Below are 15,386 nucleotides of genomic sequence, written 5' to 3'. Positions count from 1 at the left end.
ACGTGAGCACGTCCGACCGCAGCGCGGGCACGTATCTGGTGATCGGCCTCGGCAACCCCGGGGACCGCTACGCCGCGACCCGCCACAACGTGGGCCAGATGGTGCTGGACCACATCGCGGCCGCGACGAGGTCGCGGTTCTCCGCCGCCCGCCGTGCCCAGGCCGTCGTCGTCGAGGGCAGGCTGGGCCTCCCCGGTGCGGACGAGCGGGTCGTGCTCGCGAAGCCCTCCACCTACATGAACACCTCGGGCGGTCCCGTCAAGGCGCTCGCGAGCTACTACGACGTGCCGCCCGAGCGCGTCATCGTGGTCCACGACGAGGTCGACATCCCCTTCGACTCCGTGCGCCTCAAGCGCGGCGGCGGCGAGGGCGGCCACAACGGTCTGCGCGACATCACCAAGGCCCTCGGGACGAAGGACTACCTGCGCGTGCGGGTCGGCGTGGGCCGGCCCCCGGGCAGCAAGGACACCGCGGACTTCGTGCTCTCCCCGTTCAGCTCGACGGAGCGGAAGAGCCTGGACCTGCTCGTCTCCGACGCGGCGGACGCTGTCGAGGCGCTCGTGCTGCAGGGCCTCACCGCCGCCCAGCAGCGATTCCACTCCCCGGAGGCCCGATGACCCCCACCGCCCCGCTCGCCCCGCTGCTCGACCTGATCGCCGACGGGCGCGACCTCACCGCGATCCGCGAGCTCGTCGCCTCCGGGACGGCCGACGGCAGCGGCGGCGACATGGTCGCGGCGACCGGGCTGTTCCCCTTCGCGGTCGCGGACCTCGCGCGCGCCTCCAGCGCCGAGAGCCCGCTCGTCGTCGTCACCCCGACGACGCGCGCCGCCGAGGACCTCCGCTCTGCGCTCGGCGCCCTCGTGGGCACCGAGCACCTCGCCGAGCTCCCCGCCTGGGAGACCCTTCCCCATGAGCGGCTCTCCCCGCGCGCGGACACCGTCGCCCGGCGTCTCGCGACGCTGCGGCGGATCGCGCACCCCGAGACCGAGCGTCCCGTGCACGTGCTGCTCATGCCCGTGCGCTCGCTGCTCCAGCCGATCGCCGCGGGCCTCGGCGACCTCCGGCCGGTCCGCGCCGCGGTGGGGGACACCTATGCCCTCGAGGACCTCGAGCAGGACCTCGTCGACGCCGCCTATGCGCGCGTGGACATGGTGGAGAAGCGGGGGGAGTTCGCCGTGCGCGGCGGCATCCTCGACGTCTTCCCGCCCACCGAGCCGCACCCGGTGCGCGTGGACCTCTTCGGCGACGAGGTGGAGGACGTCCGCTACTTCTCCGTCGCCGACCAGCGCTCCCTGGACCCGGCCCCGCACGGCCTCGACGCCCCGCCCTGCCGGGAGATCCTGCTGACCCCGGCCGTGCGCGAGCGCGCCCGGGTGATGGCGGAGGACCTCCCCGGCGTCGCCGAGATGCTCCAGCGCATCGCCGCGGGCATCGCCGTGGACGGCATGGAGTCCCTCAGCGCCGTGCTCGTCGAGGAGATGCAGCAGGTGGCGGATGTCCTCCCCGCCGGCGCGCGCTTCCTGCTCATGGACCCCGAGAAGATCCGCGCCCGTGCCGCGGAGCTCGTCGCGACGACGGACGAGTTCCTCGCGGCGGCCTGGTCGAGCGCCGCCGCCGGCGGCGGGCTGCCGATCGACGTGGGCGCCGCGAGCTTCGTCCCGCTCTCCGAGGCGAAGGGCCACGCCCGTGCGGGCGGCCGGCCCTGGTTCACGCTCGCCGCCTTCGGGCTCGAGACGGACGTCGACCTCACGGCCACGACCGCGGCCACGCACCCCGGCTACTCGGGGAAGCCCGGGGACGCCGCCCAGGACCTCGAGCGCCGCCGCCAGGACGGCTGGCGCATCATCGCGACGCTCGCCGGCCAGGGCTCCGCCCGCCACGCGAGCGAGAACCTGCGCGCGGAGGGCCTCCCCGCCGTCTACGCGGACCACCTCGAGGGCCCGGTCGCCGAGGGCGAGGCCGTGGTCACCGTCGGCCCGTTCCCCGAGGGGCTCGTCGACGAGGACGCGAAGGTCCTGCTCGCCTCCGAGCGCGACCTCACGGGCAAGTCCGGCGCCCGCCGCGGCGAGGAGCGGCGCATGCCCTCGCGCCGCCGCAACGTGGTGGACCCGCTGCAGCTGCGGCCCGGCGACTTCGTCGTGCACTCCCATCACGGCGTGGGCCGGTTCGTCGAGATGACGAGCCGCACCGTGGGCGCCGGGGCGAAGGCCACGACCCGCGAGTACCTCGTCATCGAGTACTCGGCCTCGAAGAAGGGCCAGCCCGGCGACCGCCTCTACGTCCCGAGCGACCAGCTCGACCAGGTCACGAAGTACGTCGGCGGGGAGGAGCCGAGCGTCAACCGCATGGGCGGCGCGGACTGGGCCAAGACGAAGTCCCGCGCCCGCAAGGCGATCCGGGAGATCGCGGACGAGCTCGTGCGCCTGTACTCGGCGCGGCAGTCCGCGCCCGGCCACGCCTTCGCCCCGGACACGCCCTGGCAGCGGGAGCTCGAGGACGCCTTCGAGTTCATCGAGACCCCGGACCAGCTCTCCGCCCTCGACGACGTCAAGGGGGACATGGAGAAGTCGGTGCCGATGGACCGGCTCATCCTCGGCGACGTCGGCTACGGGAAGACGGAGATCGCCGTGCGCGCGGCCTTCAAGGCCGTGCAGGACGGCAAGCAGGTCGCCGTGCTCGCGCCCACGACCCTGCTCGCCCAGCAGCACCTCGACACCTTCACCGAGCGGTACACGGGCTTCCCCGTGACCGTGAAGGGCCTCAGCCGCTTCCAGTCCGCGGCGGACTCGCAGGCGACGATCGACGGTCTGCTCGACGGCTCCGTCGACGTCGTCATCGGCACCCATCGCCTGCTCACCGGGCAGGTGCGCTTCAAGGACCTCGGGCTGCTCATCATCGACGAGGAGCAGCGCTTCGGCGTCGAGCACAAGGAGACGCTCAAGGCGCTGCGGACCGACGTCGACGTGCTCGCCATGTCGGCCACACCGATCCCGCGCACGCTCGAGATGGCCGTCACGGGCATCCGCGAGATGTCGACCCTCGCGACGCCGCCGGAGGAGCGCCACCCGGTGCTCACCTACGTCGGCGCCCAGGAGGACAAGCAGGTCACCGCCGCGATCCGGCGCGAGCTGCTGCGCGAGGGCCAGGTGTTCTACGTGCACAACCGGGTCGAGGACATCGACCGCGTCGCCGCGCACCTGCGCGAGCTGGTCCCCGACGCCCGGGTCCAGGTCGCCCACGGCAAGATGAACGAGCACCAGCTCGAGCGGGTCATCCTCGACTTCTGGGAGCGGGAGTTCGACGTCCTCGTCTGCACCACGATCGTGGAGACGGGCCTGGACATCGCGAACGCGAACACGCTCATCGTGGAGAACGCGGACCGCTTCGGCCTCTCGCAGCTGCACCAGCTGCGGGGCCGCGTGGGCCGCTCGAGCGAGCGCGCCTACGCCTACTTCCTCTACAACGCCACGAAGCCGCTCACCGAGACGGCCCACGACCGGCTCACGACCCTCGCGACGAACACCGACCTCGGCGCGGGCATGCGGGTCGCGATGAAGGACCTCGAGATCCGCGGCGCGGGCAACCTGCTGGGCGGCGAGCAGTCCGGCCACATCGCCGGGGTGGGCTTCGACCTCTACGTGCGGATGGTGGGGGAGGCCGTCGCGGCCTTCCGCGGCGAGTCGACCGCGCCGGAGAAGGAGATCCGCGTCGAGCTCCCCGTGGACGCGCACCTCCCGCACGACTACATCCCCTCGGAGCGGCTGCGGCTCGAGGCCTACTCGAAGCTCTCGGCCGTGCGCGAGGTCGCCGAGATCGAGCAGGTCGCGGCGGAGCTCGTGGACCGCTACGGCCCGCTGCCGGAGCCGGTGTCCCTGCTCCTGGACGTCGCGAGGTTCCGGATCGACGCCCGCGCGGCCGGCATCGACGAGGTGCAGGCCCAGGGCAAGATGATCCGCTTCGCGCACGTCGAGCCCGCGGACTCGGTCGCGATGCGCATGAAGCGGCTGTTCCCCGGGACGATGCTCAAGCCGGCCGTGCGGCAGGTGCTCGTGCCGCGGCCGACGACCGCGCGCTTCGGCGGCACCGAGCTGCGCGACCATGCGCTGCTGGACTGGGCGCGCGAGGTCATGCGCACCCTCGTGCCGGCCGCCGCCGAGCAGATCTCGCGGTCCGACGGCGAGTGATCCGCCGCGGGTAGCCTCGGGGACGTGAGCGAGCACCGAGACCGGACCCTGGCCGCACCGACCCCCGAGGCCCCCGCCGGGGCCGTCGTCCCGCGGGACGGTGCTCGGAGAGGGGAGGCCCTGCTGCGGGCGGTGGAGGTCATGGAGGCGCTGCGCGCCCCGGACGGCGACGCCTGGTCCCACACGCAGACCCATGCCTCGCTCGCGCGCTACCTGCTCGAGGAGACCCACGAGGTGCTCGAGGTGATCGACGACCCCGCGGCGCACGGCCCGGGGGCGCTGCGCGACGAGCTCGGCGACCTGCTCTTCCAGATCCTCTTCCACGCCCGGATCGGGCAGGAGGAGGAGCCCGCCTGGGACGTCGACGACGTGGCCCGCTCCTTCGTCGCGAAGATGGAGCGCCGCAACCCCCACGTGTTCGGCCCGCGGCGGGACGCCGCGCTCGAGGACCCGGCGGACGTCGAGGCGATCATCGCGCAGTGGCATGCGGTGAAGGCGCAGGAGAAGGCCGCCGCCTCGGGGAGCGCGGACGGCCCCGACCCCCGGCGCGCCTGGTCCGAGGGGATCCCGGCCGCGCTCCCGGCCCTCCAGCGCGGCGCCAAGATGGTGCACCGCGCCCGCTCCGCCGGGGCCCTCGACGCGCTGCTCGCCGCCGCGGATGCCGAGGTGGCGGCAGGGGTGCATGGTCCCGGCGGCTCCGGGACCGAGGCCGAGGACGACGAGCTCGCGCGGGCCCTGCTCGACCTCGTCGTCGCCGCGGAGGAGCGGGACACCGACCCGGAGACGGCGCTGCGCTCGCTGCTCGCCCGCGCCGATGCGCGGGTCGCCCGGGCACGCGGGGCGCTCGCGGACGGGACCGCCTAGACTGTCCGGCGGTGGGTCAGCGTCGACCGGCCATGACGGAACTTCATCCGATGGAAGGAACAGCACATGGCAGCTCTGATCGATGCCGTCCACGCCCGCGAGATCCTGGACTCCCGCGGCAACCCCACCGTCGAGGTGGAGGTCCTCCTCGACGACGGCACCTTCGCCCGCGCCGAGGTCCCCTCCGGCGCCTCGACCGGCGCCTTCGAGGCCGTCGAGCGTCGTGACGGCGACAAGGGCCGATACCTGGGCAAGGGCGTCGAGCAGGCCGTCGCGGCCGTCATCGACGAGCTCGGCCCGGCCGTCGTCGGCTTCGACGTGCAGGAGCAGCGCGCGATCGACCAGGCGATGCTCGAGCTCGACGGCACCGCCAACAAGGGCAAGATCGGCGCCAACGCGATCCTCGGCGTCTCGCTCGCCGTCGCGAAGGCCGCCGCGGACTCCGCTGGCGTCCCGCTCTACCAGTACCTGGGCGGCCCGAACGCCCACGTCCTGCCCGTCCCGATGATGAACATCCTCAACGGCGGGTCCCACGCGGACTCCAACGTCGACATCCAGGAGTTCATGATCGCGCCGATCGGCGCGGAGACCTACAGCGAGGCCCTGCGCACCGGCGCCGAGGTCTACCACCAGCTGAAGTCCGTGCTCAAGGAGCGCGGCCTGTCCACGGGCCTGGGCGACGAGGGCGGCTTCGCGCCGAACCTCGAGTCCAACCGTGCGGCGCTCGACCTCATCGTCGAGGCCATCGAGAAGGCCGGCTTCGTGCCGGGCAAGGACGTCGCGCTCGCGCTCGACGTCGCCGCCTCGGAGTTCTTCTCCGACGGCGCCTACACCTTCGAGGGCGCGAAGAAGTCCTCCGAGGAGATGGCCGCGTACTACGCCGAGCTCGTCGCCTCCTACCCGCTGGTCTCGATCGAGGACCCGCTGGACGAGGAGGACTGGGAGGGCTGGAAGACCATCACCGCCCAGCTCGGCGACACGGTCCAGCTCGTGGGCGACGACCTCTTCGTCACCAACCCGGAGCGCCTGGGCCGCGGCATCGACGAGCGCGCCGCCAACGCCCTCCTCGTGAAGGTCAACCAGATCGGCTCGCTCACGGAGACCTTCGACGCCGTCGAGCTCGCGCACCGCGCGGGCTTCAAGGCGATGATGTCCCACCGCTCCGGCGAGACCGAGGACACGACGATCGCGGACCTCGCCGTCGCCACCAACTGCGGCCAGATCAAGTCCGGTGCGCCCGCCCGCGGCGAGCGCGTCAACAAGTACAACCAGCTGCTCCGCATCGAGGAGGAGCTGGACGAGGCGGGCACCTACGCCGGTGCCGCCGCCTTCCCGCGTTTCACGCCCGCGAAGGGCTGAACCCTCAGGTCGAGGCGGTAGCCTTCGGGCATGACCTCGAAGCGACCGGGCGCCCCGCGATCAGCGAGGCGCCCGGTCCCTGCGTCCGGGGGCCGACGCGCCGGCGGCGCGCCCGGCGCCGGCCCGTCCGCCCGGGGCTCCCGGGCGTCGGGCCGCTCCTCCTCCGCGGGGACCACCAGCGACCGCCATCGCGGCCCCGCCGCGGCCTCCCGACCCCGCACCACCTCCTCCTCCGCCGCGGCGGAGGACGGTCCGGGCATCACCATCACCCGTCGCACGCTCGTGCTGGTGACCCTCGTCGTGGTCGCCCTCGCCGCGCTCGTGCCGACGATCAACTCCTACGTCGCGCAGCGCCAGCAGCTCGCGGCCCTGCACGACCAGGTCTCGCAGCAGCAGGACGAGGTCGACGAGCTGCAGTCCGAGGTCGACCGCTGGCAGGACCCGGCCTTCGTCGCCGCCCAGGCCCGTGAGCGGCTCCTGTTCGCGATGCCGGGGGAGACCCAGTACCGCCTCACCGACACCTCCGGCCGGGACGTCCCCCTCACCGAGGACGAGCAGGCCGTCGAGGCCTCCGCGAGCGGTGAGTGGTTCTCGACCCTCTGGGACAGCCTCGAGGGCGCGAGCCGCCTGACCGCGGAGGACATCCCCGACGAGACCGGATCGGACTCCCCGGAGGACGCCGAGACCACCGATCCCGCCGACACCCCGACCCCCAGCAGCACCGAGGACGCCACCCCGTGACCACCGCCCCCGCCCCCGACGCCGCGGCCCTGCCGCCGCTCCCCTTCGAGTCGCCCGCGACCGCCGAGGACCTCGCCGCGATGCGCGAGCAGCTCGGCCGCGACATGCGTGGCGTCGTCTCGATCGCCCGGCGCTGCGGCTGCGGCCGTCCCGCGGTGGTCCGCACCCGGCCCCGTCTCGAGGACGGCACGCCGTTCCCCACCTCGCTGTACCTCACGCTCCCGTGGCTGACCCTGGACATCTCGCGGATCGAGGCGACCGGGCGCATGGCCGAGCTCACCGAGCGGCTCGGCGAGGACGCCGAGCTCGCCGCCGGCTACGCCCGCGCCCATGAGCGCTACATCGCGCGCCGCGACGAGCTCGGCCGCGCCGAGGAGGTCGCGAGCGTGAGCGCGGGCGGCATGCCCACCCGCGTGAAGTGCCTGCACGCGCTCGCGGGCCAGGCCCTCGCCGAGGGGCCCGGGGTGAATCCTGTCGCGGACGAGGTCCTCGCGGGGATCCCCGGGGTGACCCCGGAGCTGGTCTGCCGCTGCGCCTCCGAGGAGGACGCCTCCGACGCCGCCGGTGCTCAGGGGACCCCCGCATGAGCGCCCCCGTCGCCGCGATCGACTGCGGCACCAACTCGATCCGCCTGCTCATCGCGCGGCGCGACCCGTCCACCGGCGCCATGGTGGACCTCGAGCGCCGCCTGGAGATGGTCCGCCTGGGGTACGGCGTGGACCGCACCGGTCGCTTCGACCCCGCGGCCGTGGAGCGCACGCTCGAGGCGGCCCGCGGCTATGCCGCGCTCATCGCGCAGCACGGGGCCCGGGAGCTGCGCTTCGTGGCGACCTCGGCGACCCGCGACGCCGCGAACCGCGACGTGTTCATCGACGGCATCCGCGAGATCCTCGGCGTCCAGGTCGAGGTGATCAGCGGCGAGGAGGAGGCGGCGCTGTCCTTCCGCGGCGCCGTGAGCACGCTGCCGCAGCTCCCCGCCGGTCCGCGCGTCGTCGTCGACATCGGCGGCGGGTCCACGGAGCTCGTCCTCGGCACCGAGGAGCCGGAGGCGCGGATCAGCCTGGACATCGGCTCCGTGCGGCTCACGGAGCGCCACCTGCGCTCGGACCCGCCCATGGCGGAGGAGATCGCGGCCGCGGCCGCGGACGTCGACGCGCTGCTCGACACGGCCGCGGAGCGCCTGCCGCTGCAGGAGGCGACGTCCCTCGTGGGCACGGCCGGCACCGTCACGACGGTCACGGCGGTCGCCGAGGGGCTCACCGAGTACCGGCCGGACGTGGTCCACGGGGCCACGCGGTCGATCGAGGACGCGGTCGCCGTGTGCGAGCGCCTGCTCGCCATGACGCGCGAGGAGCGCGGCGAGCTCGGGATCATCCATCCCGGTCGCATCGACGTCATCGGCGCCGGCGCGCTCATCTGGGCGCGGATCCTCCGACGGGTCGCCGGGGTCTCCGCGGTGACGACGACGGTGACGAGCGAGCACGACATCCTCGACGGGATCGCGCTCGACGTCCTGGACCGCGTCGAGGCCCGGGATCGCTGAGCAGACGTCCGAGGAGTGCACCCGTTTTGGAACCGGGGCCCGACGGTTCTAGGCTGGGCGACATGAACACCACCTTCGGCGGCAAGCCCCATGTCCTGATCCTCGGCGGCGGATCCGTCGGTCTGACGACCGCGTCCGAGCTGCGCAAGACCCTCGGCACGGAGGTGGCGATCACGATCGTCGACCCGCGCCCCTACATGACCTACGCGCCCTTCCTCCCCGAGGTCGGCGCGGGCAGCATCGATCCCCGCAACGTGCTCGCGCCCCTGCGCAAGATCCTCCCCGGCACCAAGGTCGTCACCGGCGGCGTCTCGGCGATCCGCAGCGCGGACAACACCGTCGTCGTCACGACCGAGGACGGCGCGCAGCTCGAGATCGCCTACGACTACCTCGTCGTGGGCCTCGGCGCCGTGCCGCGCCTCCTCCCGATCCCCGGCCTGGCCGAGAACGCGATCGGCTTCAAGCAGGTCGAGGAGGCCATCACGGTCCGCGACAAGATCCTCGCGAACCTCGCCGAGGCCGCCTCGACGAAGGACCCGAAGGTCCGCAAGCGCCTGCTCACCTTCACCTACATCGGCGGCGGGTTCGCCGGCGGCGAGGCCGTGACCGAGGCCGAGGACATGGTCCGCGACGCGCTGCGCTACTACCCCGACCTGCACGCCTCGGACATCCGCTTCGTGCTCATCGACGCGGCGCCGTTCGTGTTCCCCGAGCTCACCGAGGACCAGCGCGCCTACGTGCTGAACCAGCTGCGCGAGCGCGGCATCGAGGTCAAGCTCGAGACCTTCCTGAACTCCGCCGAGAACGGCGTCATCAAGACGTCCGACGGCGACGAGTTCGAGACCGACCTCCTCGTGTGGAACGCCGGCGTCAAGCCCAACCCGATCCTCATGGACGAGGAGTCCTCGGACCTCCCCGTCGTCACGGAGCGCGGGCCGCTCATGGGCAAGCTCGACACCCTCGCGGATCTCCGCGTGAACGGCGCCGAGGGCCCGATCGACAACGTCTTCGCCGGGGGCGACTGCGCCGCGGTGCCGGATCTCGCCTCGGGCGAGGGCAAGTTCTGCCCGCCCAACGCCCAGCACGCGACGCGTCAGGGCAAGCGGATCGCGGACAACGTCGCGCGCTCCGTCCAGGGCCGCCCGCTCGTGGACTACTACCACAAGAACCTCGGCGTCATGGCGACGCTGGGCATGTACAAGGGCGTCGGCCGGCTCATGCTGGGCGACAAGGAGATCGACGTGCGCGGTCTCCCGGCGTGGGCCATGGCCCGTGCGTACCACGTGTACGCGATGCCGACCCTGGGTCGCAAGGCCGCCGTGCTCGCGGGCTGGGCCTCGAACCTGGTCTCGCGCCGCGACATCATCGGCATCCCGCAGTCGGCCGATCCCCGCGCCGCCTTCGAGCTCGCCGCGAACTCCGGTCCCAAGAAGAAGTGACCGCCGGGCGGCAGCGCCGCCCACCCCGCCGACCTCGTCGGCACCGCTCGTGAAGGGCCCCGGACCTCGTGTCCGGGGCCCTTCCGCATGCCGGCGTCCCGTCGGTCACCTCCGTCGGCCGACGGCGAGGTGACACGCTATGCTGTGACCGAATGTGATCAGCGAATGCAGCACCCGAGCATGAACAGTCATCCTGGGTGGGGAGAGGGAGAACGGCCATGGAGATCGTCATCGCGCAGGACGCGGCCGCCGGGGCGCGCGCCGTGGCCGACGAGTTCGAGCAGGTCCTCCGGGCCGAGGACGCCCCGGTGCTGGGCCTCGCGACCGGCTCCTCGCCGGTCGCCGCCTATGCGGAGCTGATCCGCCGCCACCGGGAGGAGGGGCTCTCCTTCGCGGGTGCCCGCGCCTTCCTCCTGGACGAGTACGTGGGCCTGCCCGCGGGCCACCCGCAGAGCTACCACCGGTTCATCCGCGAGCAGCTCGTGGACCACGTGGACCTCGAGAGCGACGCCGTCCTCTCGCCGGACGGCGCCGCGGCGGACCCGGCCGAGGAGGCCGTGCGCTACGACGCCGCGATCGCCGCCGCCGGGGGAGTGGACCTCCAGATCCTCGGGATCGGCGTCAACGGCCACATCGCCTTCAACGAGCCCGGCAGCTCGCTCGCCTCGCGCACCCGCGTCGTCGCCCTCACGCGCTCGACCATCGAGGCGAACGCGCGCTTCTTCGACCGCGCCGAGGACGTCCCGCGCCATGCCCTCAGCCAGGGCCTCGGCACCATCCGTGAGGCGCGCCGGATCGTGCTCACCGCGACCGGGGAGCAGAAGGCGGCCGCGATCGCCCAGCTCGTCGAGGGCGCGGTGAGCGCCCGCTGGCCGGCGACCGTGCTCCAGCTGCACCCGCACGTGACGGTCGTCGTGGACGAGGCGGCCGCGTCCCGGCTCGTGCTCGCCGAGGACTACCGCACCGCCCGCTGATCGGCGGGCCTGCGCCCCGGGACGGCCGTCGTCGCGGGCGCGGGCGGAGGCTGGTCACAGTTCGGGGCCCCGGGCGATCCCGAGAGGGAGCGCGGAGGACGCGGCCGATACGATTCCCGCATGCAGGCTGATCCCTCCTCCGGCGGCGCAGCGAGCGTCGCGACCCGATCCCCCCTGGACCGCTACTTCCACCTGAGCGAGCGCGGGTCGACCGTCGCGCGCGAGGTGCGCGGCGGCCTCGTCACCTTCTTCTCGATGTGCTACATCGTGGTGCTGAACCCGCTCATCATCGGCACCGTGCCCGATTCGACGGGGCACTACCTGGGCGGCGGCACCGAGCCCAACCTCGCGGCGGTTGCGGCCGGCACCGCTCTCGTGGCCGGCGTGCTGACCCTCCTCATGGGCGCCTGGGCGAAGTTCCCGCTCGCGCTCGCGGCGGGCCTGGGCCTGAACGCCTACCTCGCCTACTCCGTGGTCTCCCTGCCGGGCATGACCTGGGCCGGGGCGATGGGCCTCGTCGCGATCGAGGGCGTGCTGGTGCTCGTCCTCGTGCTCACCGGTTTCCGCAAGGCCGTCTTCGACGCCGTGCCGGCCTTCATGAAGACCGCGATCAGCGTGGGCATCGGACTGTTCATCGCCTTCATCGGCCTGTACAACGCCCGCTTCATCACCCACGCCGCCGGCACGCCGGTGCAGCTGGGCAACGACGGCTCCCTCACCGGCTGGCCCACGCTCGTCTTCGTCGTGGGCCTCGTGCTCATGCTCGTGCTGTGGGTGCGCAAGGTGCCCGGCGCGATCCTCATCTCGATCGTCACGGCGACCGTGCTCGCGACGATCATCGAGGCCGTCACCGGCATCGGGGCGTACTCCGACGGCACGCTCAGCGCGGCCAACCCCGAGGGGTGGAGCATGAACGTCCCGGCGCTCCAGGGCTCCCCGATCGCCCTGCCCGACTTCGCGACGCTCTTCCAGGTCGACCCGTGGGGCGGGATCCAGGCGGCGGGCGTCGTCGGCGCCTCCGTCATCGTCTTCTCCCTGCTGCTCGCCGACTTCTTCGACACGATGGGCACCATGGTCGCCGTCGCCGGCGAGGGCGACCTGCTCGACGAGAAGGGCGACATCCCCCATTCCCAGCGCATCCTCGTCGTCGACTCCCTCGCGGCCCTCGGCGGCGGCGTCGGCGGGGTCTCCTCGAACACGAGCTTCGTCGAGTCCACCTCCGGCGTGGCCGACGGCGCCCGCACGGGCCTCGCCTCGATCGTCACGGGTCTCGCGTTCCTGCTCGCGACCTTCCTGTCCCCGCTCGTCGCGGCCGTGCCCTACGAGGCGGCGACCCCGGCGCTGGTCATGGTCGGCTTCCTCATGATGACCAACGTGACCTCGATCGACTTCACGGACCCGGAGATCGCGATCCCGGCCTTCCTGACGATCATCTTCATGCCTTTCGCCTACTCGATCACCGTCGGCATGGGCGCCGGGTTCGTCATGTACGTGATCATCCGTCTCGTCCGCGGCAAGGTCCGCGAGGTGCACTGGCTCATGTACGTCATCGCCGCGATGTTCGTCGTGTACTTCCTGCGCGGCGCGATCGAGGGCCTGCTGCTGTGAGCACGGAGGCGGGGACCGGGGAGGTCGGCGACGAGCAGCTCGCGGCGGAGCTGCGCCGCGTGCTGCTGGTCTCCTCCCGCGTGCTGCGCTCGCACACGGCCTCGGACGAGGTCTCCGCCTCGCAGTACTCGGTCCTCGCCTACCTCGAGCGCTCGGGGGAGTCCACCCCCGGCGCGCTCGCGAGCTTCGAGCACGTCTCCCCGCCGGTGATGACACGCATCCTCGCGCGGCTCGAGGAGGCCGGCCTGGTGGCCCGCACCGCCCATCCCCAGGACGGCCGGCAGGTCCTCGTCTCGCTCACGACGACCGGGGAGGAGCTCGTCCGGCGCGGCCGCGAGGAGCGGGACGAGTGGCTGCGCGGCCGGATCGGGGAGATCACCGACGAGGAGCGGCGCACGCTCGGCGAGGCGGTCGCGATCCTGCGCCGCACCCTCGTCGGCCCCCGCTGAGGAGCAGCCTCCTCCCGGGACCCGTCCCGCCACCGGATGCACGAACGGCCGGCCCCTCAGGGGGCCGGCCGTTCGTCGTGCGGGGAGGGCGCGAAGCCCGGATGTCTCAGGCGGTCGCGTCGAGCACGTGGTCGAGCACCGCGACGAGCGCCTCGACGTCGGACTCGGGCACCGCGGGGAAGGTGGCGATGCGGAGCTGGTTGCGCCCCAGCTTCCGGTACGGCTCGACGTCGACGACGCCGTGCGCACGCAGCACGGAGGTGATCGCGGTGGCGTCGATCGACTCGTCGATGTCGAGCGTCGTCACCACCTGGGAGCGGGCGGCCGGATCGGTCACGAAGGCCGTCACCTCGGGCCGACGGTCCGCCCACTGGTGCAGGAGTCCGGAGGTCGCCCGGGTGCGGGCGTCGGACCAGGCGAGACCGCCCTGCTCGAGCAGCCACTCGACCTGGTCGGCGAGCAGGGCCAGCGTCGCCACGGCGGGAGTGTTGAGCGTCTGGTCCTTGCGGGAGTTGTCGATCGCGGCCTGCAGGGAGAGGAACCCGGGGACCCAGCGGTCGGACTGCGCCTCGAGCCGGCCCGCGCGCTCGATCGCGGCGGGGGAGAGGAGCGACAGCCAGAGCCCGCCGTCGGAGGCGAAGGCCTTCTGGGGCGCGAAGTAGTACGCGTCCGTCCGGGAGACGTCCACCTGCGCGGCGCCGGCCACCGACGTCGCGTCGACGAGCACGAGCTGGTCCTCGCGGGCACCGGCGGGACGCTCCACGGGGACCATCACCCCGGTCGAGGTCTCGTTGTGCGGCCACGCGTAGGCGTCCACGTCCTCGTCGACGACGGGGCGGGGAAGGCTCCCCGGCTCCGCGGAGATCACGAGCGGGTCCAGGAGATGGGGAGCGGTGGTGGTCTCGGTCGCGAACTTCTGCGAGAACTCGCCGAGCACGAGGTGCTCGGAACGCCGCTCGACGAGGGCGATCGCCGCCACGTCCCAGAAGGCGGTCGAGCCGCCGTTGCCGAGGACGACCTCGTAGCCCTCCGGGAGCGAGAAGAGCTCCGCGAGGCCGCGACGCGTGCGGGCGACCAGCTCCTTGACGGGCTTCTGGCGGTGGGACGTCCCGAGGACGCCGCGGTAGGTGGTGCCGAGCGCGTCGACCTGCTCGTCGCGCAGTCGCGACGGACCGGAGCCGAACCGGCCGTCGGCGGGCAGCAGCGAGGTCGGGATGCTCAGCGCGCGGATCGCCTCGGCGCGGGCGGTGCGGGGATCGGTCATGGATGTGCTCCTCCGTCTCGTCGGCCCGGATGCTCTTCGGGGCGGGCCGAGGTCGAGGCCCATCCTGCCAGCGCGCCGCTCCCGGGGCGTGCCCGGTCCGGGCTCCGGGCTCCGGCGCTCCCTGCATCGCCATGGAGGTTTCCCTGGCATGATCGGGGCATGAGCCGTGCCGATCTGGACAAGAAGCCCTACGACGTCGCCGGGATGTTCGACAGCATCGCCGGTCGGTACGACCTCATGAACGACCTGGCGGCGCTCGGGCAGGTCCGCATGTGGCGCGAGCTGATGGTGGATGCCCTCGAGCTCGACGGGGACGACGCCGTGCTCGACCTCGCCGCGGGCACCGGGACCTCCTCGACCGCGATCGCGCGAGCGGGCGCCCGCGTGGTGGCCGCCGACTTCTCCCTCGGCATGATGACCGAGGGCAGGCGACGCGGGGCGCCGGTCCCCTTCGTCGGGGCGGATGCGCACCACCTCCCCTTCGCGGACGACTCCTTCGACGCGGCCGTCATCTCCTTCGGCCTGCGCAACGTCCAGGACCCCCGCCGCGGGATCGCGGAGATGACCCGCGTGGTGCGACCCGGGGGCCGGGTCGTGGTCTGCGAGTTCTCCACGCCCACGGCGCGCGTCCTGCGCACGGTCTACGAGCGCTACCTGCTGCGTGCGCTCCCTGTGGTCGCCTCCCGTTTCGCCACGACCTCGGACGCCTACGACTACCTCGCCGAGTCGATCCTCGACTGGCCGGATCAGCAGGAGCTGCGCGGCTGGTTCCAGGAGGCCGGCCTCGAGCACGTCCGCTACCGGAACCTCACCGGGGGGATCGTCGCGCTGCACCGCGGGTACGTCCCCGCAGCGGGGGAGGGGCCGACGGGCTCCTCGGCCGTCGGGGCACCGAAGGCACTCTGAGGAGCTGCCGGCCGGTCCGCACGTGCCGGCACGCAGGGGTACGCACACCGGCT

Annotated in this window: 13 protein-coding genes; 12 read left to right on the top strand and 1 reads right to left on the bottom strand. The window is 73.1% G+C overall.

What is annotated here, in order from left to right; translation table 11 throughout:
• Window positions 1-2: 2 nt before the first annotated feature.
• The 11 genes from pth (at window position 3) to NLU66_RS13250 (ending at window position 13,163) form a co-directional block, all read left to right on the top strand.
• Window positions 3-617 carry an aminoacyl-tRNA hydrolase gene (gene pth, locus NLU66_RS13300; RefSeq protein WP_259360125.1) on the top strand — a complete coding sequence of 205 codons (615 nt, stop codon included), beginning with the start codon at window positions 3-5 and terminating at the stop codon, window positions 615-617.
• Window positions 614-4,186 carry a transcription-repair coupling factor gene (gene mfd, locus NLU66_RS13295; RefSeq protein WP_259360124.1) on the top strand — a complete coding sequence of 1,191 codons (3,573 nt, stop codon included), beginning with the start codon at window positions 614-616 and terminating at the stop codon, window positions 4,184-4,186. Before pth ends, mfd begins: the two co-directional genes overlap by 4 nt.
• Before the next feature lie 24 nt (window positions 4,187-4,210).
• Complete coding sequence (locus NLU66_RS13290) at window positions 4,211-5,050, top strand: MazG nucleotide pyrophosphohydrolase domain-containing protein (protein ID WP_259360122.1); 840 nt, start codon at window positions 4,211-4,213, stop codon at window positions 5,048-5,050.
• 66 nt (window positions 5,051-5,116) lie between these two features.
• Complete coding sequence (eno, locus tag NLU66_RS13285) at window positions 5,117-6,409, top strand: phosphopyruvate hydratase (RefSeq protein WP_259360121.1); 1,293 nt, start codon at window positions 5,117-5,119, stop codon at window positions 6,407-6,409.
• Window positions 6,410-6,439: 30 nt separating this feature from the next.
• On the top strand, window positions 6,440-7,150 hold the full coding sequence (locus NLU66_RS13280; RefSeq protein ID WP_259360120.1) for an FtsB family cell division protein: 711 nt from the start codon (window positions 6,440-6,442) through the stop codon (window positions 7,148-7,150).
• Complete coding sequence (locus tag NLU66_RS13275) at window positions 7,147-7,737, top strand: DUF501 domain-containing protein (RefSeq protein ID WP_416232159.1); 591 nt, start codon at window positions 7,147-7,149, stop codon at window positions 7,735-7,737. The genes NLU66_RS13280 and NLU66_RS13275 overlap by 4 nt, the downstream gene beginning before the upstream one ends.
• Window positions 7,734-8,693 carry an exopolyphosphatase gene (locus NLU66_RS13270; protein ID WP_259360119.1) on the top strand — a complete coding sequence of 320 codons (960 nt, stop codon included), beginning with the start codon at window positions 7,734-7,736 and terminating at the stop codon, window positions 8,691-8,693. Before NLU66_RS13275 ends, NLU66_RS13270 begins: the two co-directional genes overlap by 4 nt.
• Before the next feature lie 62 nt (window positions 8,694-8,755).
• Window positions 8,756-10,132 (top strand): NAD(P)/FAD-dependent oxidoreductase, encoded by a 1,377-nt coding sequence (locus tag NLU66_RS13265; RefSeq protein ID WP_137770999.1) that lies wholly within the window; start codon window positions 8,756-8,758, stop codon window positions 10,130-10,132.
• A 218-nt stretch (window positions 10,133-10,350) separates the two neighbouring features.
• Window positions 10,351-11,106: a glucosamine-6-phosphate deaminase gene (nagB, locus tag NLU66_RS13260; protein WP_259360118.1), complete on the top strand. Its 756-nt coding sequence runs from the start codon at window positions 10,351-10,353 to the stop codon at window positions 11,104-11,106.
• 120 nt (window positions 11,107-11,226) lie between these two features.
• Window positions 11,227-12,714 carry an NCS2 family permease gene (locus tag NLU66_RS13255; protein WP_259360117.1) on the top strand — a complete coding sequence of 496 codons (1,488 nt, stop codon included), beginning with the start codon at window positions 11,227-11,229 and terminating at the stop codon, window positions 12,712-12,714.
• The gene (locus tag NLU66_RS13250) at window positions 12,711-13,163 is read left to right on the top strand and encodes a MarR family winged helix-turn-helix transcriptional regulator (protein ID WP_259360116.1); all 453 of its coding nucleotides are present in this window, start codon (window positions 12,711-12,713) and stop codon (window positions 13,161-13,163) included. The genes NLU66_RS13255 and NLU66_RS13250 overlap by 4 nt, the downstream gene beginning before the upstream one ends.
• A 106-nt stretch (window positions 13,164-13,269) precedes the next feature.
• On the opposite strand, the gene serC is transcribed toward NLU66_RS13250, so the two are convergent.
• Window positions 13,270-14,427: a phosphoserine transaminase gene (gene serC / locus NLU66_RS13245; RefSeq protein ID WP_137770995.1), complete on the bottom strand. Its 1,158-nt coding sequence runs from the start codon at window positions 14,425-14,427 to the stop codon at window positions 13,270-13,272.
• A gap of 159 nt (window positions 14,428-14,586) precedes the next feature.
• Here serC and NLU66_RS13240 point away from each other — a divergent pair, with 159 nt between their 5' ends.
• A complete protein-coding gene (locus tag NLU66_RS13240) occupies window positions 14,587-15,333 on the top strand; it encodes a demethylmenaquinone methyltransferase (protein ID WP_259360115.1) in 747 nt (248 codons plus the stop codon).
• The last annotated feature ends 53 nt before the right edge of the window (window positions 15,334-15,386 follow it).

Origin of the sequence: Brachybacterium sp. NBEC-018, assembly GCF_024860185.1 — a bacterium.
Taxonomy (GTDB): domain Bacteria; phylum Actinomycetota; class Actinomycetes; order Actinomycetales; family Dermabacteraceae; genus Brachybacterium; species Brachybacterium rhamnosum.
Note: the sequence above shows the minus strand (reverse complement) of the source record. Positions and strands in the feature narration are given on the sequence as shown.

Coding starts and splice junctions, on each gene's coding strand:
- mfd (WP_259360124.1), top strand. CDS start 614: ATGACCCCCACCGCCCCGCTCGCCCCGCTGCTCGACCTGATCGCCGAC.
- eno (WP_259360121.1), top strand. CDS start 5,117: ATGGCAGCTCTGATCGATGCCGTCCACGCCCGCGAGATCCTGGACTCC.
- NLU66_RS13280 (WP_259360120.1), top strand. CDS start 6,440: ATGACCTCGAAGCGACCGGGCGCCCCGCGATCAGCGAGGCGCCCGGTC.
- NLU66_RS13270 (WP_259360119.1), top strand. CDS start 7,734: ATGAGCGCCCCCGTCGCCGCGATCGACTGCGGCACCAACTCGATCCGC.
- NLU66_RS13265 (WP_137770999.1), top strand. CDS start 8,756: ATGAACACCACCTTCGGCGGCAAGCCCCATGTCCTGATCCTCGGCGGC.
- nagB (WP_259360118.1), top strand. CDS start 10,351: ATGGAGATCGTCATCGCGCAGGACGCGGCCGCCGGGGCGCGCGCCGTG.
- NLU66_RS13255 (WP_259360117.1), top strand. CDS start 11,227: ATGCAGGCTGATCCCTCCTCCGGCGGCGCAGCGAGCGTCGCGACCCGA.
- serC (WP_137770995.1), bottom strand. CDS start 14,427: ATGACCGATCCCCGCACCGCCCGCGCCGAGGCGATCCGCGCGCTGAGC.
- NLU66_RS13240 (WP_259360115.1), top strand. CDS start 14,587: ATGAGCCGTGCCGATCTGGACAAGAAGCCCTACGACGTCGCCGGGATG.